This window comes from Lawsonibacter asaccharolyticus (assembly GCF_022453915.1).
GTDB classification, from domain to species: domain Bacteria; phylum Bacillota; class Clostridia; order Oscillospirales; family Oscillospiraceae; genus Lawsonibacter; species Lawsonibacter asaccharolyticus.
On sequence record NZ_CP091870.1, the window covers coordinates 1,190,086 to 1,214,103 of the forward strand.

The window sequence follows — 24,018 nt, forward strand, 5'->3', positions numbered from 1 at the left end:
GAGCCCAGCGAAGCGGGTCCGGTTTGGAGAGGACGAGCAAGGGAGCACGTGGAGCTTTCGCCAAAGGCGGAAGCGGAACAGGATCAGTTTCGATGATAAGAGACCGTCCGGAGCCTCGGCTCCGGACGGTCTCTTATATCAAGCTGGCCATTGGCTGAGCCGGAGGTTATGAGGGACCCTCCCCGGGGATGCGGCGGGAAACGGCCGGCGCCCATACAACGGACTTTTGGGTGGCCCTGCATACCATCTGGAAAGGCGGAAGCGCCCCGCTGTCAAAGGACAGCGGGGCGCCTTTTTGAGCTTACAGGACTTTGGAGAGGAAGAGCTGGGTGCGGGGGTGCTTAGGATTGGAGAAGAAGGCCTGGGGCTGCTCCTGCTCCAGGATCTTTCCGCCATCCATGAAGAGCACCCGGCTGCCCACCTCCCGGGCGAAGCCCATCTCATGGGTGACCACCACCATGGTCATTCCCTCATCGGCCAGCTGCTTCATGACCTCCAGCACCTCACCTACCATCTCCGGGTCCAGGGCGGAGGTGGGCTCGTCAAAAAGCATCACCTTGGGCTTCATGGCCAGGGCACGGACGATGGCGATGCGCTGCTTCTGCCCGCCGGAGAGCTGGGCGGGGTAGGAGTCCGCCTTGTCCTCCAGTCCCACCCGGCGCAGCAGGGTGGTGGCGGTGTCGTCGGCCTCGGCCTGGGTCAAGAGCTTGGTGCGCACCGGGGCGAGGGTGATGTTTTTTCGGATGGTCATGTTGGGGAACAGGTTGAAATGCTGGAACACCATCCCCATCTGCTGGCGGATCTGGTCGATCTTCGCCTTGGGATCGGTGATCTCTGTGCCGTTGAAGGTAATGGTCCCCTTGGTGGGGGTCTCCAACAGGTTGAGACAGCGCAGGAAGGTGGACTTGCCGGAGCCGGAGGGGCCGATGATGACCACCTTCTCCCCCACCTGGATGGACTCGGTGATGTCGTCCAGCACCAGGTGGTCGCCAAAGGACTTGCTCAGATTTTTAACGTCGATCACTTTGACGCAGCCTCCTTTCCAGTTTGCCCAGAAGCCAGGTGAAGATCATGACCAGAACAAGATACATGCAGGCGATGCCGATCAGAGGGAACATTGCCTCGTAAGTACGGCCCATGATGCCCTGAGCGGCGTGGAGCAGCTCCTTGCCGCCGATGACCGTGATCAAAGAGGTATCTTTGAGCAGGATGATGAACTCGTTGCCCAGGGCGGGGAGGATGGCCTTGATGGCCTGTGGGATAACGATGAAGCGCATGGTATCAAAGTAATTCAGCCCCAGGGAGCGGCCCGCCTCCATCTGACCGCCGTCCACCGCCATCAGCCCGCCGCGGATGATCTCCGCCACATAAGCTCCGGAGTTGATGCCCAGGCCCAGGATTCCAATTTGGGTGAAATTGCGGCTGCTGACGAATACCACGGAGCTCCAAATCAGCAGCTGGACCATCATGGGGGTGCCGCGGATGACGGTGACGTACACCTTGCATACCCCGTTGAACAGGCCGAGGACCGGGTTCCTGCGGCGGTCGGCGCGCTGCTGGTCGTGGGCGGTGCGCACCAGAGCCACCAGGATCCCCAGGACTACGCCCAGGACCAGGGCCAGAGCAGTGGCGGTGAGGGTGGTCCCGATCCCGTCCAGATACTGTTTCCAGCGGTCCGCCTCAATAAAGGCCATATAGAACTTCACATAAAATTCCTGCCACCAGGCGACGGCGTCTGCAACAGCCGGGTCAGCGGAGAGCATCATCCCGCGCCATAGCTCATAATAGTAGGCCAGGTCCATTGTTCTACCCCTCTCTATGTCTTCGTAAGAAAAAGGGCGGCCAGGGGCCGCCCTTTCTTGATCTGGCGTGCGGACGATCAGCCCTCCGCGGGGATGTACTTCTCAATGATGGACTGAATGGTCCCGTCGGCGGTGAGCTCGGCCAGCGCGCCGTTCACGGCGTCCACCAGAGCGGTGTTGCCCTTGGCCACGCCGATGGCGTAGTCCTCGTTGGCATACTCGGTGTCCAGAATGACCAGGCCGGGGTTGGCGGCCACGAACTCCTGGGCAGGGGCCTTGTCGATGACCACGGCGTCCACCTTGCCGTTGAGCAGATCCTGCACGGCCACGATGCCGTCGTCATAGGCGATCACATGGTCCTCGCCGTAGTCGTCGGTGCAGTAGATGTTGCCGGTGGTGGCCCGCTGGGTGCCGATGAGCTGCTCGCCCAGGTTGTCCAGAGTGACGTCGGAGCCCTCGGGCACGATGACGACCTGGATGCCGGTGGCGTAGCTGTCAGAGAAGTCCATGACCAGCAGGCGGTCCTCGGTGACGGACAGGCCGGCCATGCAGATGTCGCTCTTACCCTGCTGGACCGCCAGCTGGGCGGCGTCGAAGTCCATGTCGTCAATGACCAGCTCCAGGCCCAGCTTGTCAGCGATGGCGCCGGCGATCTCGGCGTCGATGCCCACCACATTGCCGCTGTCGTCGGTCATCTCATAGGGAGGGAAGGCGGCATTGGTGGACATGATGAGCTTGCCGGCCTCCACGGTGGTCAGCTCGGCGGGGGTGCTGGTGCTGCCGGTGCTGGAGCCGGCGTCCCCGGCGGAAGAGGACACGCCGGAGGAAGCGGCGGGGGCGGAGGAAGCGGAGCCGCTTCCGGAGCCGCCGCAGGCGGCCAGGCTCAGGGCCATGGCCAGGGACAAGGTCAAAGCAAGAAACTTTTTCATTCAAACAGATCTCCTTTATTTTGGTGCCCCGGCAAGCCAGGGCGATACCCTGAGTATAAACCACTATTCTATGCATAGTCAATAGATAAATATGCGAATTTGAGAAAAATAAGGCCGTCTTTTTGGTGAAAAAGCGAATACCAGAAAAGAACGCACCGGCAGGAGGAGAAAACTGAGAAGCAGGCCGCGGACGGGGAGGCGGCCCCCTGACAAATATTCATACAAAAGCGTATATTTGAATAGCAGAAAAAGGGTGGAACTTTTTTCCCTTTTCTTCGTCTATTTCAGAGGATACCCTGGAAAAGGATGCAGAGTTCATTAAAATTTGATGAAGGCTATTGCAATTTTTCGGGGACGCGCTATCCTATAAAAATACGGCATATTTGGTCTGCCGTTTTTGGAGGATAAACATGAGAGCGCTTTTCTGTAAAGATACCCTGCTGCGTCCTTTCCGAAGCATGCGGGGGGACCCGGACCGGTGGATCTCCCGTCTGGTGTTCCTGCTGGGGCCGTGGGCGGCCCTCTGGATGGTGGAGATCCTGAATGAGAACGATGTGTTCCAGGATCTGGCGGCCTGGCAGGTGCTGATGAACATGATCTGGTATTACCTGCTGTTCGCACTGTGCCGGCTGATCCTGGGGCGGCGGCGGCGATCTGCGGCGGTGGCGGTCACCCTGTGCTTCCTGGTGGGGCTGCTCAACCACTATATCCTGCGCTTCCGGGGGCGCATCCTGTTCCCTGCGGATGTGGCGGGCTGGCGGACCGCGGCCAACGTGGCCAGCGACTTCGACTACTCGCTGGACCACTACATCGTCCAGGCGGCCGTTCTGCTGGTGGCCTACCTCTTCCTGGTCTGGGCCTGCCCGGCCCAGCGGCGGCGGGACCGGATGCCCCGGCTGGCCGGAGCCCTGCTGATCCTGTTCGGCGCGGGTTACAGCTTCGCCTTCTTCTGCACCGGGATGCTGCCCGCCCTGGGCATCTACACCCAGCAGTGGGTCACCCAGGCCAACGGCTTCCTGCTGAACTTCACGGTGGCCATGCGGTACAGCTCGGTGGACAAGCCGGAGGATTACAGCCGGGACCGGGTGCTGGAGCTGGCGGAGGAGTACCCGGCGGTAGAGGCGGACGGCTCCGTCACCCGGCCGGTGAACATCATCGCCATCATGAACGAGTCCTTCGCGGACCTGACCATTTTTGAGGGGCTGGAGCTGGAGGAGGACCCCACTCCCTTCCTCCACTCCATGACCGAGAACACCATCAAGGGCTGGATGTACTCCCCGGTCACCGGCGGCGGCACGGCCAGTGTGGAGTTTGAGTACCTCACCGGCTTCTCCACTCTCTTCCAGCCGCCGCACACGGTGGCCTATCAGCTGTATGTGGAGGAGGGCATGCCCTCCCTGGCAGCCCTGGCTGGGAGCCAGGGCTATGAGACGACCGCTTTCCACCCCTATCTGTCCTCCGGCTGGAACCGGCCCATCGCCTACCAGTGCCTCAGCTTTGACCACCAGCTGTATCAGGAGGACGTGGAGGACCCCTATCTGATCCGCCGCTATATCTCGGACAGATCGGACTACGAGACCATCTTTGACGTGACCGGGACCACCTCTCCCGCCTTTGTCTTCAATGTGACCATGCAGAACCACAGCGGATATGCCCAGGGATGGAACAACCTGACCAAGACCATCCGGCTGTCCACCCAGCTGCGCACGGCGGACAGCAGTGCCGAGCAGTATATCGCACTGGCCCAGGCCAGCGACGACGCGCTGGAGGAACTGATCGGCTATTACAGCCAGGTGGAGGAGCCCACCCTGATCGTCTTTTTCGGGGATCACCAGCCGCCCCTGAAAAATGCCTTCTACGAGGAGCTCTACGGGAAAAAGCTGTCGGAGCGCACCACGGCGGAGGTGCTGCAGCAGTACGCCGTCCCCTTCTTCTTATGGGCCAACTACGACATCCCGGAGCAGAGCGGCGTGATCCTCAGCCCCAACTATCTGGGGGTGCTCACCGCTCAGACGGCCGGCCTGCCCCTGACGGGCTACATGAACTTCCTGGCCCAGATGTACCAGGAGCTGCCGGTGATCACGCCGGTGGGCCTGATCACCGCGGACGGCCAGACGCTGACGGAGTCGGAGCTGAACGAGGAGCAGCAGGAATGGCTGTGGAAGTATGAGACGTTCAACTACTGCGGCATGATCGACCTGTTTGACGAGGCGCGGCCCTTCTTCTGCCCGCCGCAGGACAGGGAGCAGAACGGATAGATGCGGTGTAAAAAAGGCGGGAACATCTGAAATGATGTTCCCGCCTTTTTTACTGATTCAGTCATCGTTCTCTTTACGACGATCCTTCAAAAATAAATGTACACGCCGGATGCAGTATTGTGTTCTCATGACACAGTTTGATCGAACATGACCGCATCCGCTAAGTCTTGATTGGCATTTGATAGTTCTGGGTCTGCAATAGATACCGGAGCATCACGCTTCACGATCTCTGCTCCTGTGAAATCCCATCCGCCGCCAGGAGCGGCTTCGTTTGTATTCACCATGACTTCCATATCATGATACGTGAATCTTAACCAGCCCTCTCCAGTTATTACCTCTGGCCCCAACAAGTACTCATAGTCGTCCACACCGATCCAGGAAAAGAAATCTTCAAAGGACATGTCATCTTCCATGTCTGGAAAGAGTATGCTTGCGGTGGTGACAAAACCGGCGCATTTCAGCTGGTCTTCACATTCGTTCATAGCCTTTTCAGCATCACCGCTCTGTGTTCCAAAAAAGTAGTAAAGATATTCCGCCTCGGGGTCCCCAAAACATATAGCAGCGCTATCCGGAGATCCATCTAATCTTACAATCAATTCGCCTTCAGGATGCTCTTTTTTTAATTCACTCAGTGTTTTTCCAATGTCATGAAAAAATTCAGGCGTTTGGCCGCTGGGGGCCGCAGGCGCGCAGGCAGAAAATGTGAATGATACAAGCAGACACATTATGATTGCAATGGCTGGGTTTCGCTTCATATTGGCCTCCGCTTTGTGATATGATACTTTTATGGTCTAATATGGTCTTGCAGAAAAGAAATGAATTGATCTTTATTACCTGAGACCATGTCTTTCTTTTGCAAAATAGTTACCTGTTCATTCCATGTCAAAAGAAATAAATCTTTTGTTTCATATATAAAATTAAAATCAGAATATGGAACTGTCTGCTGGTCTGCAATTTTCATTCCGCCTTGCGTGAACTGAACACGAACAGGGGGAGGAGCCTCTAAACCCTTCAAAAGTTTTACTGCGGCTTGATTAAAACGCTTGCTTTGTAGCTTTTGGGCTTTACTGCTCCATAGAGTAAACACACCGAGCAAAAGGCCCAAAATACCCGCAAATAAAGGGACTGCCAATTCTTGCGGCTCCATTAATCCCGGGATAAGCAAAAATGCTCCCATAATGATAAGTAAAATACCATATACCCTGTATCGCAAGCGCCGTCTTTTTAAAACAATTTCAGAAACTTTTTTTGAGTTAAAATGATCGGTGATTTTCCACATCTTCGGGTATTTTTCTCTTGAGATGGATTCAGTCCTTTTTTCTAATGCACAACTGACTTGTGGAACAAGAGATGACCCATCATATGGAGAGAGCTGAAATTCATAATCCATAGCAGTTTCCCTTTGAAATGAAATATTGTGAGTGAAATATAGCATAGAACAGCGAAAAGGGCAAGGGCGGGAGTTGGCAGAGCGGAAAGCACAGCAGGAACAAGAAAAGTCAAAACAGGACTAAAGCACAAGGCGGGAATATCTATAACGATGCTCCCGCCTTTTTATTAACTCTCGTTAGATGCTTTTTTCCCAAATAGAACAAAAATATATGGAGGCAATATCCAGTTGATTACAGCAGAAATCCAAACATTTTGAGTAACTTGGAATAGCAGGCTTGAAATAAGACTATCCCACTCTGTTAACTCGGCAAAATAAAAAGAAAACATTCCTTGCATTTTATAAGCAATTAAGCCAAATACAATATTGAGTACAACCAAAACAGACGCAGAGCAAAAAAGTTCTTTGTGAGTCATTTTACGAAAAAAGAAAAATCCACCAATTGCAACAACAATTATAAATAGCACAATATTAAGAATTAACCGTCGTGTACTATCTGTAGATATTGACCCGTCTGGCAATGTTACTATTGTCCATCTTACCAAAAAACGAACTTCCAGTTGAAAGCATATCCAACTTGCAACTATACAATATAGAGGAATTTTCCACCATGATTTTCTCATATAACACACCACCTTTATTCGGTTTATATAATTATATATGGATTTCATAAAAAAGGCAAGGGCAGGAAAACCAATCCTGCCCTTGTCCATCAAAGCACATTTTCAATAGAAATGATAAATCCGAACTACATTACCCACTTGGATAATGCAGTTCGGATTATCATTGTTTGGTCCGAGTGCTGAGATTCGAACTCAGGGCCTCTTGAACCCCATTCAAGCGCGATACCAAACTTCGCCACACCCGGAAAGCCGCGGTCCGAAGTGAACTCACCGGACAGCTTTTGTATATTACCACACCTGTCAAAATAATGCAAGCCCTTTTTGAAAAAAACTTGAAAAATTTTTGGCGGGCGTCTCCGGGGGCGGGAGAGGGCCGATTGGGTCAGTCCTCAAAGGAGAAGATATCCTCCACAGTGCACCCAAAGACATGGGCGATGTCCATGGCCAGCTTCAGGGAGGGGTTGTAGTGTCCATTTTCCAGGTGGCCGATGGTCTCCCGCCGCACGCCCACCCGCTGGGCCAGCTCCTCCTGGCTGAGCCGGTCCCGGAGGCGGAGCTCCCGGATCTTGGTGCGCAGGCTCATGCGCAGTCCCTGCTTTCCTTCCACTCCAGCCAGGTGTGGAACAGGCAGAAGAAGATCAGGGAGAGGGCGAAGCTGAGGCCCAGGGCCTGGGGCATGGGACTGGAGCCGGGCTCCAGGAGGTAAAAGAGGAGCAGCAGCGGAGCCAGGAGCACGCACTCAGCCAGGAAGGCGCTGGTGGCCGCCCGGCGCAGGGTGAGCAGGAAGAGCTCGTCCGGGTTGACCCACAGGTAGCGCAGAAAGACCAAAAAGCCGAGAAAGCCGAGAAAATCCGCGTCCCCGGTGGGGAAATAGATCAGGGCGGCCAGGGCGGGGAGTGAGAGCAGAGACAGATAGTTGAACGGGTGCCGCATAGAGAGGCTCCTTTCTGAGATGAGAGATATTTCTCACATATTGTGAGTGAAATATATCACATCCCTGGAGAGATGTCAAGAGAGATGTGCGAAAAATATCACACAAAAAGGAGGCATAGGCGGGGGCCTGTCCTCATAGGATGAGTCAAACGGAGGTGGACAGGCTGATGACGCAGAGAGAATCCGGCGTGGAGCAGGCGGCGCGGGTCCTGCCCCTGCGCCTGCGGAGCGGGGTGATGTCCCTGCCGGAGGACCGGCGGAGCCAGATCGAGGAGCTGCGGCTGCGGGTGGGGCTCCCTATGGCGGCAGTGCTGCCGGAGGGGGAGAGGGCACTGGCCGGGCCCCCCGTGACCCAGCAGGAGCTGGAGCAGCTACTGGAACTGGCCAGCCGGGCCTCTGTCCACGCCGTGCTGGACCAGCTCAGCCGGGGGTACCTGACCGTCCAGGGGGGACACCGGGTGGGGCTGTGCGGCACGGTGGCCCTGGAGGACGGGGCAGTGCGGACCATCCGGAAGCTGTCCTCCGCTGCGGTGCGGGTGGCGCGGCAGTTCCCCGGGGCGGCGGAGGAGGTGCTGCCGTCGCTGTTAGAGGGCGGGCGGCTGGAGAGCGCCCTGATCCTGGCCCCTCCGGGGCTGGGCAAGACCACCCTCCTGCGGGATCTGGTGCGGGCCGTCTCCGCCGGGGAGGGGGCGCCTCCCCGGCGGGTGGGGGTGGCCGACGAGCGGGGGGAGATCGCGGCGCTGTTCGACGGGGTCCCCCAGCTGGACGTGGGCCCCCGCACCGATGTGATGGAGGGGTGTCCCAAGGCGTGGGGGCTGATGACCCTGCTCCGGGGGATGAACCCCCAGGTGCTGGCGGTGGACGAGATCACCGCGCCGGAGGACGTGGCGGCGCTGGTGTCCGCGGCGGGCTGCGGCGTGACACTGCTGGCCACCGCCCACGGGGCGGGACGGGAGGACCTGTCCCGGCGGAAGCTGTACCGGGGGCTGCTGGAGGAGGGAGTCTTCCGGCGGCTGGTCCGCATCCGCAGGGAGGCGGGCCGGAGGATCTATGAAGTGGAGGTGCTGGAATGATCCGGATGCTTGGCGCGGTCTGCCTGGCGGCGGGCCCGGTCTGGCTGGGAATGAGCGCTGCGGCGGAGCTGGCCCACCGGGAGCGGGCCCTGGGGGCCCTGTGCGCTGGACTGGAGCTGATGGAGCGGGAGCTGGCCCTGCGGCTGACCCCGCTGCCCCAGCTGATGGAGGAGCTGGCTCACCGGACGGAGGAGCCCGCCCGGCGCCTGTTCTCCGCCTGCCGGCGGGCGCTGGACGGACTGGAGCGGGAGACCTTTGCCCACGCCTGGCGGCGGCTCACCGACCAGCTTCCCGTCTCACCGGAGGCGAAGCGGGCCCTGTACCCCCTGGGGGAGGTGCTGGGGCGCTATGACGGGCGGGGACAGCAGGCGGCCATCGCCGGGGCCAGGCGGGAGCTGGAGGGACTGCGGGCCCGGGCCGGGGAGGAGCGTCTCCGGCTGGGAAAGGTGTACGGGGCCCTGGGGGTGACAGCGGGGGCCTTTCTGGTCATCCTCCTTTTGTAAAAAGTGGAGAATCTGCCGCCGGCCCGGAGTTCCGACGGAAAAAACCGGGACAAGTCGGTACAGTTACTGAGGAGCGGAAAAGAGGGATCTGACGTTGGATGTGGATTTGATTTTTAAGATCGCGGCCATCGGCATCCTGGTCGCGGTGCTCAACCAGGTGCTGAGCCGGGCCGGGAGGGACGAGCAGGCCATGATGACCACCCTGGCGGGGCTGGTGGTGGTGCTGATGATGGTGGTGCAGGAGATCGCCCAGCTGTTCACCATGGTCAAGACCCTGTTCCACCTGTAATGGAGGGGATCATGCAGATCGCCGCTCTGGCGGTGACAGCAGTGCTGTGCGCCGCAGTGATCCGGCGGGGCGCGCCGGAGGCGGCGCTGGTGCTGGTGCTGGCGGCGGGGTGCTGGATGCTGATGCTGGCCGCCGGCGCCCTGGGTTCGGTGGTGGAGGCCATCGGCCGACTGGCCGGGCGGGCGGGGCTGGACAGCACCCTGGTGGAGCCGGTGCTGAAAACGGCGGCCATCTCCATCCTGACGAAGGTGACGGGGGAGGTGTGCCGGGCCGCCGGGGAGGGGGGCGCAGCGGCCTTTGTGGAGGTGGCCGGGACCATCCTGGCCCTGGCGGTGGCCCTCCCGCTGGCGGAGGGAGTGCTGACGATGATGGCGGAGTTGCTGGGATGAAACAGGTTTTGACAGTGGTGGCGGTGATGCTCCTGCTGGCGATGCCCTGCAGGGCGGCGGGGGAGCCGGAGCAGGTGGAGGGGCTGGACGAGCTGTGGCAGGCGGCGGAATCCTACGGCGTGGAGCCGGACGGGGATTTGAGCGGCGGCCTGTCCGGCCTGGCGGAACAGGCCCTGGGACAGGCGGGGGCGCTGCTGCGCCGCAGCGCCCAGACCGGGCTGAAGCTGCTGGCGGTGGCGGTGTTCTGCGGTCTGGCGGAGGGGGTGTACGCCGGAAAGCGGGAGGGGGGCCTCCAGGCGGTGCAGATGGCAGGCGCCCTGGCGGTGACCGCCCTGTCGGTGAGCGACATGCAGACCATGATCGGTCTGGGGCGGCAGACCATAGAGCAGATGGACGGCTTTGCCGGGCTGCTGCTGCCGGTGGTGGCGGTGCTGACCGCAGCCACCGGAGCGGCCACCGGGGCGGCGGTGCGGCAGGGGGCCACCGTGCTGTTCTCCGACCTGCTCATCGGAGCCATCGACACCCTGCTGGTGCCCATCGTCTACGCCTATGTGGCGGTGTGCGCCGCCCACGCGGCGGTGGGGAACGAGGGGCTGAAAAAGCTGGCGTCGGTGCTGAAATGGGTGGTCACATCCCTGCTCACCGCCGTCCTGCTGGCCTTTGTGGGCTATCTCACCGCCAGCGGGGCCATCGCCGGCTCGGCCGACGCCGCCGCGATCAAGACAGCCAAAATGGCCATCTCTCGGGCCGTCCCGGTGGTAGGAGGCATCCTGGCCGACGCGGCGGAGACCGTGCTGGTGGGGGCCGGCGTGCTGCGGGGGACGGTGGGGATCGTGGGGATGCTGGGGGTCCTGGCCATCTGCCTGATCCCCTTCCTTCAGCTGGCATTTCACTACCTCACCTATAAGCTGGCGGCGGCGCTGATCGGGACGGTGTCTGACAAGCGGCTGTCCGACCTTCTGGACAGTATCGGCGGGGCCTTCGGCATCGTGCTGGGCATGACCGGAGCCTGCGCCCTGATGCTGCTGGTCAGTCTGGCCTCGGCGGTAAAGGCGGTGACGCCATGATGGATGCGGCCCGGGAGTGGCTGCTGGGAGTGACGGCAGCGGCCATCCTGGCAGCCCTGGCCGAAGGGCTGATGCAGGAGGGCGGACCCAAGCGGGTGGGGCGGCTGGTGTGCGGACTGGTGCTGCTGGCGGCGGTGTTCCGTCCGGCGGCGGAACTCACCCTGCCGGCGGAGGGCGGGCTGTCCGGGTATTCGGCACAGATCGAGGAACAGGCGGACCGGCTGAGGACAGATACAAATGACTGGATGAAGCTGGTCATAGAGGAGCAGTGTGCCGCATATGTTATGGACAAGGCGGCGGAGCTTGGGATCACCTGTCAGGTCCGGGTGACCTGCACCCAGGAAGAGGCGGGGGTGTTCCTCCCCTGGAGGTGCAGCGTGACGGGGGACCTGGCCCAGGAAGAACAGGAACAGCTTGTCCGGGAGATCCAGAGTGATCTGGACATCCCGGCGCAGCGGCAGGAATACATAAGGGAGGAGTCGCCGTGAAAGAGATCTGGCCCCAGCTGCGGGAGCGTTGGAAGGGGGCGCTGAAACGGTATCAGTATGTACTGCTGGTGATGGCGGCGGGGGTGCTGCTGATGATGCTGCCCATGGGTCCGTCCGGGGGGAGCGAGGAGGCCCAGGGCCCGCCGGAGGGGGAAGGTCAGTTCGACCTGGAGTTGTTTGAGGAGAAGCTGTCTCAGGTGCTCTCCGATATCCAGGGGGCGGGAAAGACCCGGGTGGTGCTGACCCTGAAGAGCGGCAGCCGCCAGATCCTGGCCCAGAACGTGGAGCGGGACGGGGAGCGATCCTCCGCCTCCGCCGTCACGGTGGGACAGGGGGCGGGGACGGAGGGGGTGGTGCCCCTCTACACTCTGACGCCCCAGTTTCAGGGGGCGCTGGTGGTCTGTCCCGGCGGGGGCGACCCGGCGGTCCAGCTGCGGCTGCTGGAGGCGGTCTCGGCCCTCACCGGCCTGGGCAGCGACCGCATCTCTATCTGTGAAGGAAATTAAAATTTTGAATTTGAGGAGGACATGGGTATGAAGACAAAGGGAAAGGGCGTGAGCCTGTCTCAGCTCTGGAAGCGGAACGCGGTGGTGGCCGCCATCGCCTTGTTCGTGTGCGCGGCGGTCTATCTGAACTGGAACTACGAGCAGGAGACGGCGGCGGGAAAGACCCTGGGGGAGTCCACCATGGTGGACGGACAGACGGAGGACCCGCTGGTGGGGGCCTCCGGCACTGCCGGACAGGAGGACCCGACAGCGGGCACGGGTGAGGCGGGGCAGACGTCCTCCTCCAACAGCTACTTCGCCACTGCCCGCCTCAACCGCCAGCAGGCCCGGGACAGCGCCCTGACCCTGCTCCAAGAGGCGGCTGCCGGGGAGGATGCAGACCAGACCATGAAGGACCAGGCCAACGACACCATCCAGGCCATGGCGGACTACACCGTCACCGAGGCCCAGATCGAGAACCTGGTAGTAGCCAAGGGCTATACGGACTGCGTGGCCTTCATCGGGGACGAGAGCGTCAGCCTGGCGGTGGCCGCGCCGGAGGGCGGCATCACGGAGGCGGACACCGCCCGCATCGTGGACATCGTCACAGAGGTGGCCGGCTTCACCGCCAGCCAGATCAAGATCATTGAGGTGGAGTAGAGACGCGCGGGAAAACAGGATAAGAAAGAAGAGGGGAGCGCTGCTCCCCTCTTCTTTCTTATCTGATTTCTGCTGGGTGAGATGTCTCTATAGATCTCGCTATGTGTTGATTGAAGCAGAGAGACATGATAAAATAAGAAAAATTTGTTTTTCATCCCGCGTATTGCAGCATAATCGAAAGAATAAGAAATTTAACTTGTGAGAGAGGGTAGATCTGATGTTTTACAAATCAGTTGTCGTGGAATGTTCTACCGGTACAGAAGACCTGGCAAAGGCTATCGAAAAAAAGGCGGAAGAAATGATGAAGAAGGGTACATATAAATTGGCAGCCATGTCGACAGTCGGAACAGATCAAGCCATTCTGATATTTGAAATTTAGAGTATTGTCCATGAAATTTTCAAATTTATTGAGCAGCAGCTATCTGTGGACATATCTTCTTCCGTGATTTTGATGGTGGGAGGTCATTTATATCCAAAACCACTTCAAAAGGCAAAAGGGACTTTTTGAGGTTTCAGTTGTCAAAGCGCCTCTGCTGTGGTACAATAGTGAACAAGATCTCCGCAGACGCGGAAACTGTGACGTGAAGGAGCGTGACCATCCGTGAGTGAGAATAGAGAGTACGTCTCCCGCTCTGACGAGCTGGGCAATATCCATATTTCCGGGGAGGTCCTGGCCAGCATCGCTGCCGCCGCCGCTTTGGAGGTGGAGGGAGTCAGCGGGCTGAGTGCCAACCTGGGCAGCGACATCGCGGAGCTGCTGAGCAACAAGAAGAACCTGACCAAGGGAGTCCATATCCAGGTGGAGGACGAGCAGGTCACGGTGGAACTGGCGGTGCTGATGTCCTATGGACACACCATCCCCGAGGTGGGACGGGCCGTGCAGGACGCGGTGAAGAGCAGCGTGGAGTCCATGACCGGCCTGACGGTGGCCGCAGTCAACGTGGGCGTGGGCGGGATCACCCTGGAGAAAAAGGAGCAGCAGACCGGCTGATCTCTGCGGCCGCAGCTGAAAATGGAACAGAAGCGGGGGGCCGAGCCATCGGCCCCCCGCTTTTGCAGGATCTGTGTCCCCTCCGCTGGTTTTTCTTGCTTTTTTTCGGAAAAAGAGGTACACTAAAACAAAGGCAGAGTAGGGGCATGCGTGCTGGTCCCAAAGGGGACCGTGTAGTGCCGGCGGGACGGGGAGTTGTCCGCCGGACGAACAGCGCAGACGCGCGGCAGTGCATGATCCCGCATCCCGCTGCCGCATACCGGGGCGGGACCTCCGCTTCCTCTGTGCGGCAATCCCGAAAGGGCTGCCGGATCGCAGAAGGAGGCGTTTTCTTTATGTATCGAGACCAATGTTCCAAGACCCTGTACCGCACCCCGCTCCAGCCCGGCTGGTGGCTGGAGGGGAATCAGGCCATGAAAAGCCTGAAGCTGCTGATGTTCGCGGCGCTGATGGTGGCGATGGCCCGGGCGCTGTCCCTCATCCCCGGCATCCCCATCGCCCACACCAAGATGACCTGGGGCTTTCTGGCCCGGGCGCTGTGCGCCCTGGTCTGCGGGCCGGTGATGGGACTGGTGTTCGGCTTTGTGGAGGATATCCTGGGCTTTATCCTCCAGCCCACCGGGGATTTCTTCCCTGGCTACACCCTGTCTACCATGGCAGGGGTGCTGGTCTATGCCCTGTGCTTTTACCGGGCGCGGATCACGGTGCTGCGCATCGTGCTGGCCAACCTGGTGGTGAACCTGCTGGTCAACGCCCTGATGGGCTCCCTGTGGAACCTGATGCTCCGGGGCGGGGTCTACTGGGGGTGGTTCCTGCCCAGCCTGGGCAAGAACCTGGTGACCGTCCTGCCCAAGACCCTGGTGATATATGTACTGTTCCAGGCGCTGCTGCCCATCCTCCAGCAGATGGGGGTCATCCCCAGACAGCTGGATGAGAAGGGGCGGCTCCCCCTGATCTGAGAGAACGGACAAAAGGCGGACAGAGAGGAGGAGAGGGCTGTGCGGGTGCTGGCAACGGCGGCGGGCTCCTTCTCTCTGGCCGTCTTTGCCGCCAACTGCATCCCGCTGCTGGAGGGGGCGCTGCTCCCGCTGAGCTGTGTCCTGGCGGCGCTGTGCGCCGCGGCCCTCCTGTGCCTCCGTGGGCGGGCACGAGTAAGAGGGGCCCTGATCTGCGGCGGGCTGGCCCTGGGACTGCTGTGGACGGCGGCCTATGGGGCGGTGTTTTATGCCCCGGCCCGGGCGCTGGACGACAGGACCATCCGGCTGTCCGGCACGGTGATGGAGTACCCCCAGGAGACCGACTACGGCTGGTCAGTGCTGGTCCGGGCGGACGGGGAGCCGGGGGCCCCGGTGCCCACGCTGGTCTATGCGGACGAACAGGGGGCGGACCTGCGGCCAGGGGACCGGGTGGAGACGGTGGCCCACTGCACCCTGGCAGAGCGGACCTTCGGCGGGGAGGAGATCACCTACTACACCGCAAAGGGCATCTTTCTGCGGGCGGAGGCTTACGGCGAACTGCGGGTGACGCGGCCGGAGCGGCTCCCGCTGCGGTATCTCCCGGCGGAGCTGGCCCACCAGCTCAAACAGGGGGTGGACGCCGCCTTCCCAGAGGATGCGGCGCCCCTGATCCGGGCACTGACCACCGGGAACCGGGACAACCTCACCGACCACTACACCTCCTCCCTTCAGCGAACCGGCCTGTCCCACACGGTGGCGGTGTCCGGGATGCACCTGTCCTTCCTGGCCGCCCTGGTCTCCGGCCTGCTGGGCCGGGGAAAGCGGCGCTCCGCCCTGGTCACCTGCGGGGTGGTGCTGGTCTTTACGCTCATTTCCGGCTGCACGCCCTCAGTGGTGCGGGCGGCGGTGATGCTGATCCTGCTGCAACTGGCCGCCCTGCTGGGGCGGGAGCGGGACCCGCTGACGGCCCTCGCCCTGGCCTTGATGCTCCTGCTGGCCTGGAACCCCTTTTCCGCAGCCCATATCGGACTTCAGCTCTCCTTTGCATCGGTGGCGGGCATCCTGCTTTTTTCAGACCGGCTCCAGGAGCGGATGCTGCGGGGGTGGAAGCGGCCGCCCAAGGACTCCATCCCGCTCCGGCTGCTGGGGGCGCTGGTCCGCTTCGGGGCGGCGGCCCTGTCCGCCACCCTGGGGGCCATGGTGTTCACCACGCCGTTGACGGCCCTCTATTTCGGGAGCCTGTCCCTGATCTCCCCCCTGGCTAATCTGATGACCCTGTGGGCCGTGTCTGCGGCCTTCAGCGGCGGGCTGATCGCTGGAGCGGCGGGGGCAGTGCTGCCGGAACTGGGCAGGGTGCTGGCTCTCCCGGTGCTCCCCTTTGTCCGTTATCTGGACTGGGTGGTGCCCCGGCTGGCCCGGGCCCCCTTCTCGGCACTGAGCACCAGCTCCTTCTACTATCTGGCCTGGCTGCTGTTCGTCTATGTCCTGCTGCTCCTGGGGCTGCTGTACCGGGGGAAGAAGGGATGGAAGACCCCTGTCTGTGCCTGCCTGGCTGCGCTGTGCGCCAGCCTGCTGTTCCACGCCCGGAGCTTTCAGGCGGGGGATATGACGGCGGCGGTGCTGGATGTGGGGCAGGGGCAGAGCGTCCTGATTCGGCTGGGGGACCACTACACCCTGGTGGACTGCGGCGGGGACGGACCGGACGACCCCGGGGACACGGCAGCGGACTGCCTTCAGGGGCTGGGGCGGGACCGGCTGGATCTGCTGGTGCTCACCCACTTCCACGACGACCACGCCAACGGCGTGCCCGAGCTGCTGGAGCGGCTGTCGGTGTCCGCCATCGCCCTGCCGGACGTGGAGGAGGACAGCCCCCTGCGGCGGGAGATCCTGACGCTGGCGAAGGAGAAGGGCATCCCGCTGTGGTGGGTCCGCCGGGATACCACAGTGGAGCTGGAGAAGGGGCAGCTGACGCTGTATCCCCCTCTGGGAGCGGGAGAGGCCAACGAGCTGGGGCTGTCCGTGCTGGCCGGCGCCGGCGGACTGGACCTGCTGGTCACCGGAGATATGAGCGGGGATGTGGAGGGCATGCTGGTGGAGCACGCGGGGCTCCGGGACGTGGAGCTGCTGGTGGCGGGCCACCACGGGTCGGCCTCCTCCACCTCTCAGGCCCTGCTGAACGCCCTTCAGCCGGAGACTGCCATCCTCTCAGTGGGGCGGGACAACGCCTACGGGCACCCGGCCCCGGAGACGCTGGAACGGCTGGAGCGCGCGGGTGCGGAGATCTATCGCACCGACCGGGACGGCACCGTGACCGTGAGGACCCGGTGAGCGTACAAAGAAAAGACGGAGGGAATGCTATGCCGCCCAAACAGAAGGCCGATACGGCCGGATATCAGCAGCTGAAAAAGGATCTGGCCGGGGGAGAGCCGGGGAGGCTCTATCTTTTCCACGGGGAGGAGACCTATCTGAGGGACTACTACCTGGGGCGGCTGAAGGAGCTACTGCTCATCGGGGGGATGGGGGAATTCAACCTCCATACCATCCCGGCGCGGGAGATGTCCCCCCGCCGCCTGGAGGAGGCGGTGGACTGCCTGCCCATGATGGCGCCCCGGACCCTGGTGCTGGTACGGGATTTTGACCTGTTCAAGGCGGGGGAGAAGGACCGGGAGGAGTATGCACGGGCCTTTGCCCAGCTCCCGGACTACTGCTGCCTGGTCTTTGTCTATGACCTGATCCCCTACAAGGGGGATGCCAGGACCAAGCTGGCGGCGGCCATCAAGCAGAACGGGACGGTGGTCAACTTCGCACGGCAGGACCAGGGGGACCTGGTGGACTGGGTGCGCCGGCGCTTCCGGGCGCTGGGCAAGGAGATCGACACCCGTCTGGCCTGCGATTTGATCTTCCTGTGCGGGGACCTGATGACAAATCTGATTGGGGAGATCGAGAAGATCGGGGCATATGCCAAGGGCGGGCGGATCACCCGGGAGGACATCGACGCGGTGGCCACCCCCCAGCTGGACGCGGTGGTGTTTCGCATGACGGACGCCATCGGTGAGGGGAACTTCGACCGGGCGGCCTCGGTGCTGGGGGAGCTGTACCAGATGCAGGAGCCGCCCATCCGCATCATGTGGTCTCTGGGCCGGCAGATGCGCCAGCTCTACTCCGCCCGGCTGGCCATCGAGAAGGGGAAGGGGGCCCCCTATGTGGCGGGGCTGTGGGGGCTGAAGCCCTACCCGGCGGACAAGCTGATGACCTCGGCCCGCCGGTTCTCCCTGAGCTGGTGCCGGCGGGCGGTGGTCCGCTGCGGCCAGACGGACCTGGCCATGAAGTCCACCGGACAGGACGCCCAGGAGTTGCTGACCGGCCTGCTGCTGGAGCTGGCGGCTCCGTCACGGCCGGCGGGGCGGCAGGGGGCCCGGGGCTGAGAACGGTCCGCAGGCGAATGAGAGGAGGAGAGGAGATTGCTTCACATCCGGGAGGCTGTCGTGGTGGAGGGCCGGTATGACAAAAACGCGCTGTCCCAGGTGGTGGATACCCTGATCCTGGAGACGGCGGGCTTCGGTATCTTCAAGGACCGGGACCAGATGGCCCTGCTGCGCCGGGCCGCCGAGCGCCGGGGGCTGATCGTGCTTACCGACTCCGACGGGGCGGGCTTTGTGATCCGAAGCCGGATCAAGAGCTGTATCCCGGGGCAGTATCTGAAGCATGCCTATATCCCGGACGTGTACGGCAAGGAGCGGCGGAAGAAGCAGAGGGGCCGGGAGGGCAAACTGGGAGTGGAGGGGATGCCGCCCCAGGTGCTGATCCAGTCCCTCCGACGGGCGGGGGCCACCTTCCTGGAGGAGGGAGGGACGTGCGCCCCGTCGCCGGGGCTCACCAAGGCGGACCTGTACGCGGCGGGGCTGTCAGGCCGCCCCGACAGCGGCGCCCGGCGCCTGGCCCTGCTGCGCCGGCTGGAGCTGCCGGAGCACCTCACCGCCAACGGCCTTCTGGCGGTGCTGAATGCCTGCTACGGGGCCGGGGAGGCGGAGGAGATTCTGTTTTCCGAGGCCCCCGCGGCGGCCGGTCGGGAGGCGGAAGAAAAGAAAGAAAAAAATTTTCCAAAAACCCCTTGACAATTCCGCACAATTTGCTATAATAACGTTCGTGCTCGCGAGAGCTACAAAGAAATAGCGGGATTGTGTAAGGGTAGCACGACAGACTCTGACTCTGTTTGTGAGGGTTCGAATCCTTCTCCCGCTGCCAAAACAAAATGCGACTTGTTTCAACAAGTCGCATTTTGTTTTGGGGTTTGCTTCCGTTGACCGGGCCCTCCTTCGGTATTTTTGATGCGTGAGGGTAGCGAAGCCGTCCCTGCGCATTCTCCGCCGCTGACGCAGTTCCGGATTTACGGCGCAAAAGCGCCGCCGGCCAGATAGCCGGTCGGGAATTGATCAGGTAAACTGTAAACAGCCCAGGGGTTTTGAATCCTCGTATCCTGCCAAAAAGAAAGGCATCTGCTTTCTGATGGTTCCCATAGGTACATTTTCTGAACCGGGTGAATTTTCAGGCACAGAGGCGGACGGCGGAAGCCGTCCGCCTCTGTGTTTTCATGCCAGCAATCGGATGATTGCTTCTTTCTCTGTGATTTCTTTGGTCATGCACGGTGCGTGGTCGCCCTCCCACATGGGCGTGTCCAGCGCGCCGATGTCCCGGTACACGATCCGAACGCTCTGGCCAGCGGAGCGGGAGTGCTTTTTCGACCGCTCCCCGATCTCAATGCACTGGATGAACAGCCGCAGCAGCTGGGGCGTCAGTTCGTCGATGGCAGTGTACTGCTTGGCTTTCTCGATGAAGGCGTCCACATTGGCGACTGAGGCTTTCAGCCGCTCCAACTGCTCCTCCTTCGCTGGGATGGCGAACTCCAGCTCCTTTTGCTCCGCATTGTAGTCGGCGGAGAGCATCCGGAACTGCTCGTTGGTCACCCGCCCCAGCACGTTGTCCTCGTAGAGCCGCTTGAACAGGTTGCTCAGTTCCCCGTTCCTGCGGCGCATGGCGTCCACCTCCTTCTGCACACGGTTGATCTCCCGCCGCAGTTCCAAGGTGTTTTTCTGATTGATGTACTGGGCGAACTGCCGTTCTTTCATCCTTGCGAAGTGGGTCACTCTGCGCAGATCGTCCAGCACGATCTGCTTTAGGTCTACCTCTCGGATCTGATGGGGTGTACAGGCATCCTTGCCTCTCTTGCCGTAGGTAGAACACCGGAAGTAGTACTGATCCTCCCGCATCTTCTCCGTCCGGCAGAGCGTTAGATACTGTCCGCAGTCGGAGCAGTAGACCAGGCCGGAGAACAAGTTAGGTTCCTCCATGTGCTTGGGCGGGCGGCGCTTATGTGCCCGTACATCCCGCACGATGTCCCACAGCTCTTGAGATATCAGCGGAGCGTGGGTATTCTTCACCAGGATCTGCTCACTCTCTGGTCTGCGGATCTGCTTTTTGTTCTTGTAGGAGAGCGTTGTTCGCTGCAGTGAGAGCGTGTGGCCGAGGTAGACGATGTTCTCCAGAATATTTGCTACTGTTTTGCCGCTCCAGCTATATGGGCGGGTCGTGTCCAGGTGGTTGCAGTTTTTCCCAGTTTCTTGGTAGTACTGGTTGGTCGGGTTCAGGATCTGCTCTCTGGTCAGGATTCTGGCGATCTGGTTGGGCCCCTTCCCAGCGGCACACAGTTCAAAGATCCGCCGTATTACAGGGGCAGTCACCTCATCTGGTACGATCTCCTTGGAGTCCTGATCCTTCTTCTTGTAGCCGTAGGGTGGTTTGGAGCCAGAACGCTCCCCGCGCTCCGCCTGCATCCGCTTGATGGCCCGCACCTTTTTGCTGGTGTCCTTGGCGTGGAGCTCGTTGGCCCAGTTGCGGATGGGGTTGAAGTCGTTGCTGCTCTCCACCAGGGAATCCACTCCGTCGTTGACTGCGATGAACCGGACGCCCTTCTCTGGAAAATAGAGTTCCGTCAGCTGTCCCACCTGCAGGTACTCCCGTCCCAGCCGGCTGAGATCCTTGACGATCAGGGTCTCCACCTCACCGTCCTCGATCATCTCCACGATTTTCTTCCACGCGGGCCGGTCGAAGTTGGTCCCGGAGTATCCGTCGTCAGACAGGAATAGGGTGTTCTCAAATCCATTGTCTGCCGCGTACTTCTCCAGAAACAGCTTTTGAGACGAGATTTGTCAAGGTATGTTTTTGTAACGGAGTGTGCAATTCGCATTGACAAGCAGCAAAAAGAACGCTATAATAATACCGTTATCGATAATGACGTTATTATTTAGGCGCAGAGGAGTGAAGACATGGCCAATAGGGATCATTCCCTGGATGATGGGATCATTCAGGCTGCTTATTCGGAATTTCTTGCTTACGGCTTTCAGAAAGCCTCTCTGCACAAGATCGCCGAAAAAGCCGGTGTTACTACGGGGGCAATCTACACAAGATACAAGAATAAAGACGCGTTGTTTGCCAGTCTGCTTCAGGATTTTTTTGAGACGATGAAGGCCTTATTTGCGCCCATCGCTGAAGAATACGAAAAAGCAAAGTGCAGCGCGCAGCCGGAGGATATCCTCCGCGCCATAAACGCCGAAGAACAGGTATATTTTCAACTGCTGACCGAGCACTGCAATGACTGCACTTTATTTTTCTGCCGCAGTGATGGCAGCTCCATGGAAACCGTGCTGCATAAACTAATGGATCAAAAAGCGGAACAAACGGTGGAGTTCTTTTCGCATATCTATGGGAAAGCGCCAAATGCCGATGCGATCCGCCTTTTGATGGGCTCCCAGTTCTGGTACTTCCGCCAGCTGCTGGATCGGCACATGGAGGAAGGTAGAATGCTTACCTGCTTACAGGCGGTCCTTGATTTTACCAACGCCGGTTGGCGGCAGTTATGTGACAGCCTGAATTAAATTGGCAAAGAAAATGGGCGGTGCGTGCGCCCATTTCTTACGGGCATCAGTTAGAGATAGCTAACCAATGGAAGGGTTTACGATGATAGATTTTGAATTTGAATTTCAATATGCAGAAGAAAAGCAGCCCACCTTGCAAAAAGTCGGCGGCAGCATCCCGGCGGGACGCTGTGTGGTGATCTGCGGAGGCAGCGGATGCGGAAAATCCACGCTGCTGCGGTGCATCAACGGACTGATACCGCAGTTTTACGAGGGAGAGCTAAAAGGCTTTTGCCGCCTGAACGGGCAGGACACCGCCGGACTGCGTATCGGCGAGATCGGCGAGCTGGCGGCTTCTGTGTTTCAGGATCCGCGAAGTCAGTTTTTTACCGTGAACAGCTCTAATGAAGTGGCCTTCGGGCTGGAGAATCTCGGCTTGCCGCAGGAAACCATCCGTCAGCGGGTGGAGGAGGCCTTCCGTGTGTTTCATCTGGAGCGGCTGAAGGATCGCAATGTCTACGAGTTGTCCAGCGGCGAGCGACAGCTCATCTCCATCTTGTCCGCGTGGGCCATGGACACAGATATTTTTCTCCTTGACGAGCCAACGGCCAACCTGGACTTTGCAGCCACGCAACAGTTAAAGGAGATTCTGCTGGCACTGAAAAGGCAGGGCAAAACGCTGCTGCTCAGTGAGCATCGACTCTATTATCTTACAGATATTGCCGATGAATATTGGATCATGGCAGACGGCGAGATCAAAGGAAAATCCACTGCCGCAGAGGCGAAGGTGTTCCCGGCGGAGCAGAGACAAACACTTTCTCTGCGCACGCTCGACCTTGCGGAGATCACCGTGCCGGAGAAAGAGCTGCTACCGAAAACCGCGCCGACGGCGCTTGCCGTCTCAGATGTCCGCTATACATACGGCAGGAAGGCCGGAGATACCCTCTCTGGTGTCAGCTTTTCCGTCCGTGAGCATGAGATCGTCGGCCTTGTGGGCGCAAACGGCTGTGGCAAAACGACCATCGGCAAGCTGATTGCGGGGCTTTACGATCCCTCCGGCGGGCAGATATTCCTGTACGGCAAAGCGCGAAAGCCTAAGGGTCTGCAAAAGCAGGTGCTGTTCATCCTACAGGAAGCAGAGTTTCAGTTCTTCACCAACTCCGTCCTGCACGAACTGCAATACGGCCATGCGGTGACACCGGAGTTTGAAGCAAAAACGGAAGCGCTGCTGAAAAGTATGGATATGTGGGACTGCCGCGACCGGCATCCCTTTTCCCTCTCCGGCGGGCAGATGCAGCGTCTGGCGCTGATGATGGCGTATCTGTCCGACAAGCCGATCGTCATACTGGACGAGCCGACAGCAGGACAGGACGCGGAAAGTCTGGAGCGGTGCGCGGCGCTGATCCGGGAAATGCGGAAGGAAAAGACGGTTCTCATCATCACCCATGATCTGGAGCTGATTGCAGGTGCGTGTGACCGCTGCATCGGGCTGTCGGATGGACATGCAGAGGCAGAATTTCCCGTTCATTCGGAACGTGATTTGCAAGCGGTACGGCAATATATGGAGCGCTTCCATCCTTCCGATGCTCCTGCGAAAAAACAGCATAAAGAACGATTCCACCCGGCAACGAAGCTGCTTTACTGGCTGGCCCTGTTGGTCGTGATCTCCACGGCAAACAATCACCTTGTCTATGCCTGTTATGCGGCACTGATCTTGCTGACCGCAACTGACGGATGGCTCGGAACGGCAATCGCGGGCGGCATAAGCTTTGGGGTGCTGTGGGCGGCTAACGCCATGCTGCCGGGCACGGTGTTTTCCTTTATGCTGGTGCTGTTCCCGCGTATCATTGCCGTTGGCATTTCCATGCGGACGCTGATTGGGCGGAATGAAGCCAGCCGTACCCTGGCGGCGCTGCGTAATCTGCACCTGCCGGAACGGCTCATTATGATCGTAGCCGTGATCTTCCGCTTCTTCCCCGTTCTGTCGGGAGACATGAAGCTACTGCGGCAATCCATCCGCACCCGTGGCGCATTTGTGACGCCGTGGCAAAAGCTGCGTGCGCTACCATCGTATCTGGAAATTCTGACCGTTCCCATGGCGCTGCGGGTCATCCGCATTGCCGAGACGCTGTCCGCCTCCGCCGAAACACGGGGCATCGACTTAACCCGCCGTAAAAGCAACTATCTGTCGCTTCGGTTTTCTGCGTGGGATGCTGTGTTCTGTGTCCTGCTGGCAGCATCGATCGCCGCCGGCCTTATCCTGTGATCGCC

The 24,018-nt window shown here is 60.3% G+C and carries 26 protein-coding genes, 2 tRNA genes and 1 riboswitch; of the genes, 18 read left to right on the forward strand and 10 right to left on the reverse strand.

What is annotated here, in order from left to right:
* Nucleotides 1-301 precede the first annotated feature (301 nt).
* From L9O85_RS05565 to L9O85_RS05575, 3 genes are all read right to left on the reverse strand, one after another.
* Complete coding sequence (locus L9O85_RS05565) at nt 302-1,024, reverse strand: amino acid ABC transporter ATP-binding protein (protein ID WP_050624525.1); 723 nt, start codon at nt 1,022-1,024, stop codon at nt 302-304.
* Complete coding sequence (locus tag L9O85_RS05570; RefSeq protein WP_082203667.1) at nt 1,011-1,796, reverse strand: amino acid ABC transporter permease; 786 nt, start codon at nt 1,794-1,796, stop codon at nt 1,011-1,013. The genes L9O85_RS05565 and L9O85_RS05570 overlap by 14 nt, the downstream gene beginning before the upstream one ends.
* An 83-nt stretch (nt 1,797-1,879) precedes the next feature.
* On the reverse strand, nt 1,880-2,731 hold the full coding sequence (locus L9O85_RS05575; RefSeq protein ID WP_050624526.1) for an ABC transporter substrate-binding protein: 852 nt from the start codon (nt 2,729-2,731) through the stop codon (nt 1,880-1,882).
* Between the two features lie 410 nt (nt 2,732-3,141).
* Between L9O85_RS05575 and L9O85_RS05580 the strand changes: the two genes are divergently transcribed.
* Nucleotides 3,142-4,989 carry an LTA synthase family protein gene (locus tag L9O85_RS05580; protein ID WP_050624527.1) on the forward strand — a complete coding sequence of 616 codons (1,848 nt, stop codon included), beginning with the start codon at nt 3,142-3,144 and terminating at the stop codon, nt 4,987-4,989.
* Nucleotides 4,990-5,114: 125 nt separating this feature from the next.
* Here the strand turns inward: L9O85_RS05580 and L9O85_RS05585 are convergent, their stop codons facing one another.
* The 6 genes from L9O85_RS05585 to L9O85_RS05610 all read right to left on the reverse strand — a co-directional run bounded on the left by L9O85_RS05585 (nt 5,115) and on the right by L9O85_RS05610 (nt 7,935).
* Nucleotides 5,115-5,744 (reverse strand): hypothetical protein, encoded by a 630-nt coding sequence (locus L9O85_RS05585; RefSeq protein ID WP_108981419.1) that lies wholly within the window; start codon nt 5,742-5,744, stop codon nt 5,115-5,117.
* Between the two features lie 29 nt (nt 5,745-5,773).
* Entirely contained in the window at nt 5,774-6,379 is a 606-nt protein-coding gene (locus tag L9O85_RS05590) for a YcxB family protein (RefSeq protein ID WP_276854082.1), read from the reverse strand.
* A 167-nt stretch (nt 6,380-6,546) separates the two neighbouring features.
* Nucleotides 6,547-7,002, reverse strand: coding sequence for a hypothetical protein (locus tag L9O85_RS05595; protein ID WP_256183010.1), 456 nt, complete (start codon nt 7,000-7,002; stop codon nt 6,547-6,549).
* Nucleotides 7,003-7,170: 168 nt separating this feature from the next.
* Nucleotides 7,171-7,247: transfer RNA gene (locus L9O85_RS05600), tRNA-Pro, on the reverse strand.
* 137 nt (nt 7,248-7,384) lie between these two features.
* Complete coding sequence (locus L9O85_RS05605) at nt 7,385-7,585, reverse strand: helix-turn-helix transcriptional regulator (RefSeq protein WP_108981417.1); 201 nt, start codon at nt 7,583-7,585, stop codon at nt 7,385-7,387.
* Entirely contained in the window at nt 7,582-7,935 is a 354-nt protein-coding gene (locus L9O85_RS05610) for a hypothetical protein (protein WP_050624532.1), read from the reverse strand. The genes L9O85_RS05605 and L9O85_RS05610 overlap by 4 nt, the downstream gene beginning before the upstream one ends.
* Nucleotides 7,936-8,102: 167 nt before the next feature.
* Here L9O85_RS05610 and L9O85_RS05615 point away from each other — a divergent pair, with 167 nt between their 5' ends.
* The 15 genes from L9O85_RS05615 to L9O85_RS05685 all read left to right on the forward strand — a co-directional run bounded on the left by L9O85_RS05615 (nt 8,103) and on the right by L9O85_RS05685 (nt 19,081).
* The gene (locus L9O85_RS05615; RefSeq protein ID WP_108981416.1) at nt 8,103-9,008 is read left to right on the forward strand and encodes a stage III sporulation protein AB; all 906 of its coding nucleotides are present in this window, start codon (nt 8,103-8,105) and stop codon (nt 9,006-9,008) included.
* Nucleotides 9,005-9,511, forward strand: a complete 507-nt coding sequence (locus L9O85_RS05620) for a stage III sporulation protein AB (protein ID WP_050624533.1) — start codon at nt 9,005-9,007, stop codon at nt 9,509-9,511. Before L9O85_RS05615 ends, L9O85_RS05620 begins: the two co-directional genes overlap by 4 nt.
* 94 nt (nt 9,512-9,605) lie before the next feature.
* Complete coding sequence (gene spoIIIAC / locus L9O85_RS05625; protein WP_050624534.1) at nt 9,606-9,800, forward strand: stage III sporulation protein AC; 195 nt, start codon at nt 9,606-9,608, stop codon at nt 9,798-9,800.
* A gap of 11 nt (nt 9,801-9,811) precedes the next feature.
* Nucleotides 9,812-10,189 carry a SpoIIIAC/SpoIIIAD family protein gene (locus tag L9O85_RS05630; protein ID WP_242850337.1) on the forward strand — a complete coding sequence of 126 codons (378 nt, stop codon included), beginning with the start codon at nt 9,812-9,814 and terminating at the stop codon, nt 10,187-10,189.
* Entirely contained in the window at nt 10,186-11,256 is a 1,071-nt protein-coding gene (locus tag L9O85_RS05635) for a stage III sporulation protein AE (protein WP_301579816.1), read from the forward strand. The genes L9O85_RS05630 and L9O85_RS05635 overlap by 4 nt, the downstream gene beginning before the upstream one ends.
* On the forward strand, nt 11,253-11,744 hold the full coding sequence (locus tag L9O85_RS05640; RefSeq protein WP_050624537.1) for a hypothetical protein: 492 nt from the start codon (nt 11,253-11,255) through the stop codon (nt 11,742-11,744). The genes L9O85_RS05635 and L9O85_RS05640 overlap by 4 nt, the downstream gene beginning before the upstream one ends.
* Complete coding sequence (locus tag L9O85_RS05645; RefSeq protein ID WP_108981415.1) at nt 11,741-12,250, forward strand: stage III sporulation protein AG; 510 nt, start codon at nt 11,741-11,743, stop codon at nt 12,248-12,250. Before L9O85_RS05640 ends, L9O85_RS05645 begins: the two co-directional genes overlap by 4 nt.
* Nucleotides 12,251-12,277: 27 nt before the next feature.
* Nucleotides 12,278-12,889, forward strand: coding sequence for a SpoIIIAH-like family protein (locus L9O85_RS05650; RefSeq protein WP_108981414.1), 612 nt, complete (start codon nt 12,278-12,280; stop codon nt 12,887-12,889).
* Between the two features lie 217 nt (nt 12,890-13,106).
* A complete protein-coding gene (locus L9O85_RS05655) occupies nt 13,107-13,268 on the forward strand; it encodes a hypothetical protein (RefSeq protein WP_170116235.1) in 162 nt (53 codons plus the stop codon).
* 222 nt (nt 13,269-13,490) lie between these two features.
* Nucleotides 13,491-13,880, forward strand: a complete 390-nt coding sequence (locus L9O85_RS05660) for an Asp23/Gls24 family envelope stress response protein (protein ID WP_050624540.1) — start codon at nt 13,491-13,493, stop codon at nt 13,878-13,880.
* A 132-nt stretch (nt 13,881-14,012) separates the two neighbouring features.
* A riboswitch (THF riboswitch) is annotated at nt 14,013-14,134 on the forward strand.
* A gap of 81 nt (nt 14,135-14,215) precedes the next feature.
* The gene (locus L9O85_RS05665; protein WP_050624541.1) at nt 14,216-14,839 is read left to right on the forward strand and encodes a folate family ECF transporter S component; all 624 of its coding nucleotides are present in this window, start codon (nt 14,216-14,218) and stop codon (nt 14,837-14,839) included.
* A gap of 39 nt (nt 14,840-14,878) precedes the next feature.
* Nucleotides 14,879-17,164 carry a DNA internalization-related competence protein ComEC/Rec2 gene (locus L9O85_RS05670; RefSeq protein WP_301579821.1) on the forward strand — a complete coding sequence of 762 codons (2,286 nt, stop codon included), beginning with the start codon at nt 14,879-14,881 and terminating at the stop codon, nt 17,162-17,164.
* 29 nt (nt 17,165-17,193) lie between these two features.
* On the forward strand, nt 17,194-18,261 hold the full coding sequence (gene holA / locus L9O85_RS05675; protein ID WP_277117935.1) for a DNA polymerase III subunit delta: 1,068 nt from the start codon (nt 17,194-17,196) through the stop codon (nt 18,259-18,261).
* Between the two features lie 36 nt (nt 18,262-18,297).
* Nucleotides 18,298-18,951, forward strand: coding sequence for a toprim domain-containing protein (locus L9O85_RS05680; RefSeq protein WP_301579824.1), 654 nt, complete (start codon nt 18,298-18,300; stop codon nt 18,949-18,951).
* 56 nt (nt 18,952-19,007) lie between these two features.
* Nucleotides 19,008-19,081, forward strand: a tRNA-Gln gene (locus tag L9O85_RS05685).
* A gap of 344 nt (nt 19,082-19,425) precedes the next feature.
* On the opposite strand, the gene L9O85_RS05690 is transcribed toward L9O85_RS05685, so the two are convergent.
* A complete protein-coding gene (locus tag L9O85_RS05690; protein ID WP_346015908.1) occupies nt 19,426-21,039 on the reverse strand; it encodes a recombinase family protein in 1,614 nt (537 codons plus the stop codon).
* 120 nt (nt 21,040-21,159) lie between these two features.
* On the opposite strand from L9O85_RS05690, the gene L9O85_RS05695 reads away from it, so the two are divergent.
* Together L9O85_RS05695 and L9O85_RS05700 are read left to right on the forward strand one after the other, a co-directional pair.
* Nucleotides 21,160-21,768 carry a TetR/AcrR family transcriptional regulator gene (locus L9O85_RS05695; protein WP_301579826.1) on the forward strand — a complete coding sequence of 203 codons (609 nt, stop codon included), beginning with the start codon at nt 21,160-21,162 and terminating at the stop codon, nt 21,766-21,768.
* 82 nt (nt 21,769-21,850) lie between these two features.
* Nucleotides 21,851-24,013, forward strand: coding sequence for an ATP-binding cassette domain-containing protein (locus tag L9O85_RS05700; protein ID WP_301579827.1), 2,163 nt, complete (start codon nt 21,851-21,853; stop codon nt 24,011-24,013).
* Nucleotides 24,014-24,018 lie beyond the last annotated feature (5 nt).

Excerpts from the sequence above, each read along its gene's own strand:
- L9O85_RS05575 (WP_050624526.1), bottom strand. The coding sequence starts at position 2,731 with ATGAAAAAGTTTCTTGCTTTGACCTTGTCCCTGGCCATGGCCCTGAGC.
- L9O85_RS05580 (WP_050624527.1), top strand. The coding sequence starts at position 3,142 with ATGAGAGCGCTTTTCTGTAAAGATACCCTGCTGCGTCCTTTCCGAAGC.
- L9O85_RS05585 (WP_108981419.1), bottom strand. The coding sequence starts at position 5,744 with ATGAAGCGAAACCCAGCCATTGCAATCATAATGTGTCTGCTTGTATCA.
- L9O85_RS05590 (WP_276854082.1), bottom strand. The coding sequence starts at position 6,379 with ATGGATTATGAATTTCAGCTCTCTCCATATGATGGGTCATCTCTTGTT.
- L9O85_RS05595 (WP_256183010.1), bottom strand. The coding sequence starts at position 7,002 with ATGAGAAAATCATGGTGGAAAATTCCTCTATATTGTATAGTTGCAAGT.
- L9O85_RS05605 (WP_108981417.1), bottom strand. The coding sequence starts at position 7,585 with ATGAGCCTGCGCACCAAGATCCGGGAGCTCCGCCTCCGGGACCGGCTC.
- L9O85_RS05610 (WP_050624532.1), bottom strand. The coding sequence starts at position 7,935 with ATGCGGCACCCGTTCAACTATCTGTCTCTGCTCTCACTCCCCGCCCTG.
- L9O85_RS05615 (WP_108981416.1), top strand. The coding sequence starts at position 8,103 with ATGACGCAGAGAGAATCCGGCGTGGAGCAGGCGGCGCGGGTCCTGCCC.
- L9O85_RS05620 (WP_050624533.1), top strand. The coding sequence starts at position 9,005 with ATGATCCGGATGCTTGGCGCGGTCTGCCTGGCGGCGGGCCCGGTCTGG.
- L9O85_RS05630 (WP_242850337.1), top strand. The coding sequence starts at position 9,812 with ATGCAGATCGCCGCTCTGGCGGTGACAGCAGTGCTGTGCGCCGCAGTG.
- L9O85_RS05635 (WP_301579816.1), top strand. The coding sequence starts at position 10,186 with ATGAAACAGGTTTTGACAGTGGTGGCGGTGATGCTCCTGCTGGCGATG.
- L9O85_RS05640 (WP_050624537.1), top strand. The coding sequence starts at position 11,253 with ATGATGGATGCGGCCCGGGAGTGGCTGCTGGGAGTGACGGCAGCGGCC.
- L9O85_RS05650 (WP_108981414.1), top strand. The coding sequence starts at position 12,278 with ATGAAGACAAAGGGAAAGGGCGTGAGCCTGTCTCAGCTCTGGAAGCGG.
- L9O85_RS05655 (WP_170116235.1), top strand. The coding sequence starts at position 13,107 with ATGTTTTACAAATCAGTTGTCGTGGAATGTTCTACCGGTACAGAAGAC.
- L9O85_RS05665 (WP_050624541.1), top strand. The coding sequence starts at position 14,216 with ATGTATCGAGACCAATGTTCCAAGACCCTGTACCGCACCCCGCTCCAG.
- holA (WP_277117935.1), top strand. The coding sequence starts at position 17,194 with ATGCCGCCCAAACAGAAGGCCGATACGGCCGGATATCAGCAGCTGAAA.
- L9O85_RS05695 (WP_301579826.1), top strand. The coding sequence starts at position 21,160 with ATGGCCAATAGGGATCATTCCCTGGATGATGGGATCATTCAGGCTGCT.
- L9O85_RS05700 (WP_301579827.1), top strand. The coding sequence starts at position 21,851 with ATGATAGATTTTGAATTTGAATTTCAATATGCAGAAGAAAAGCAGCCC.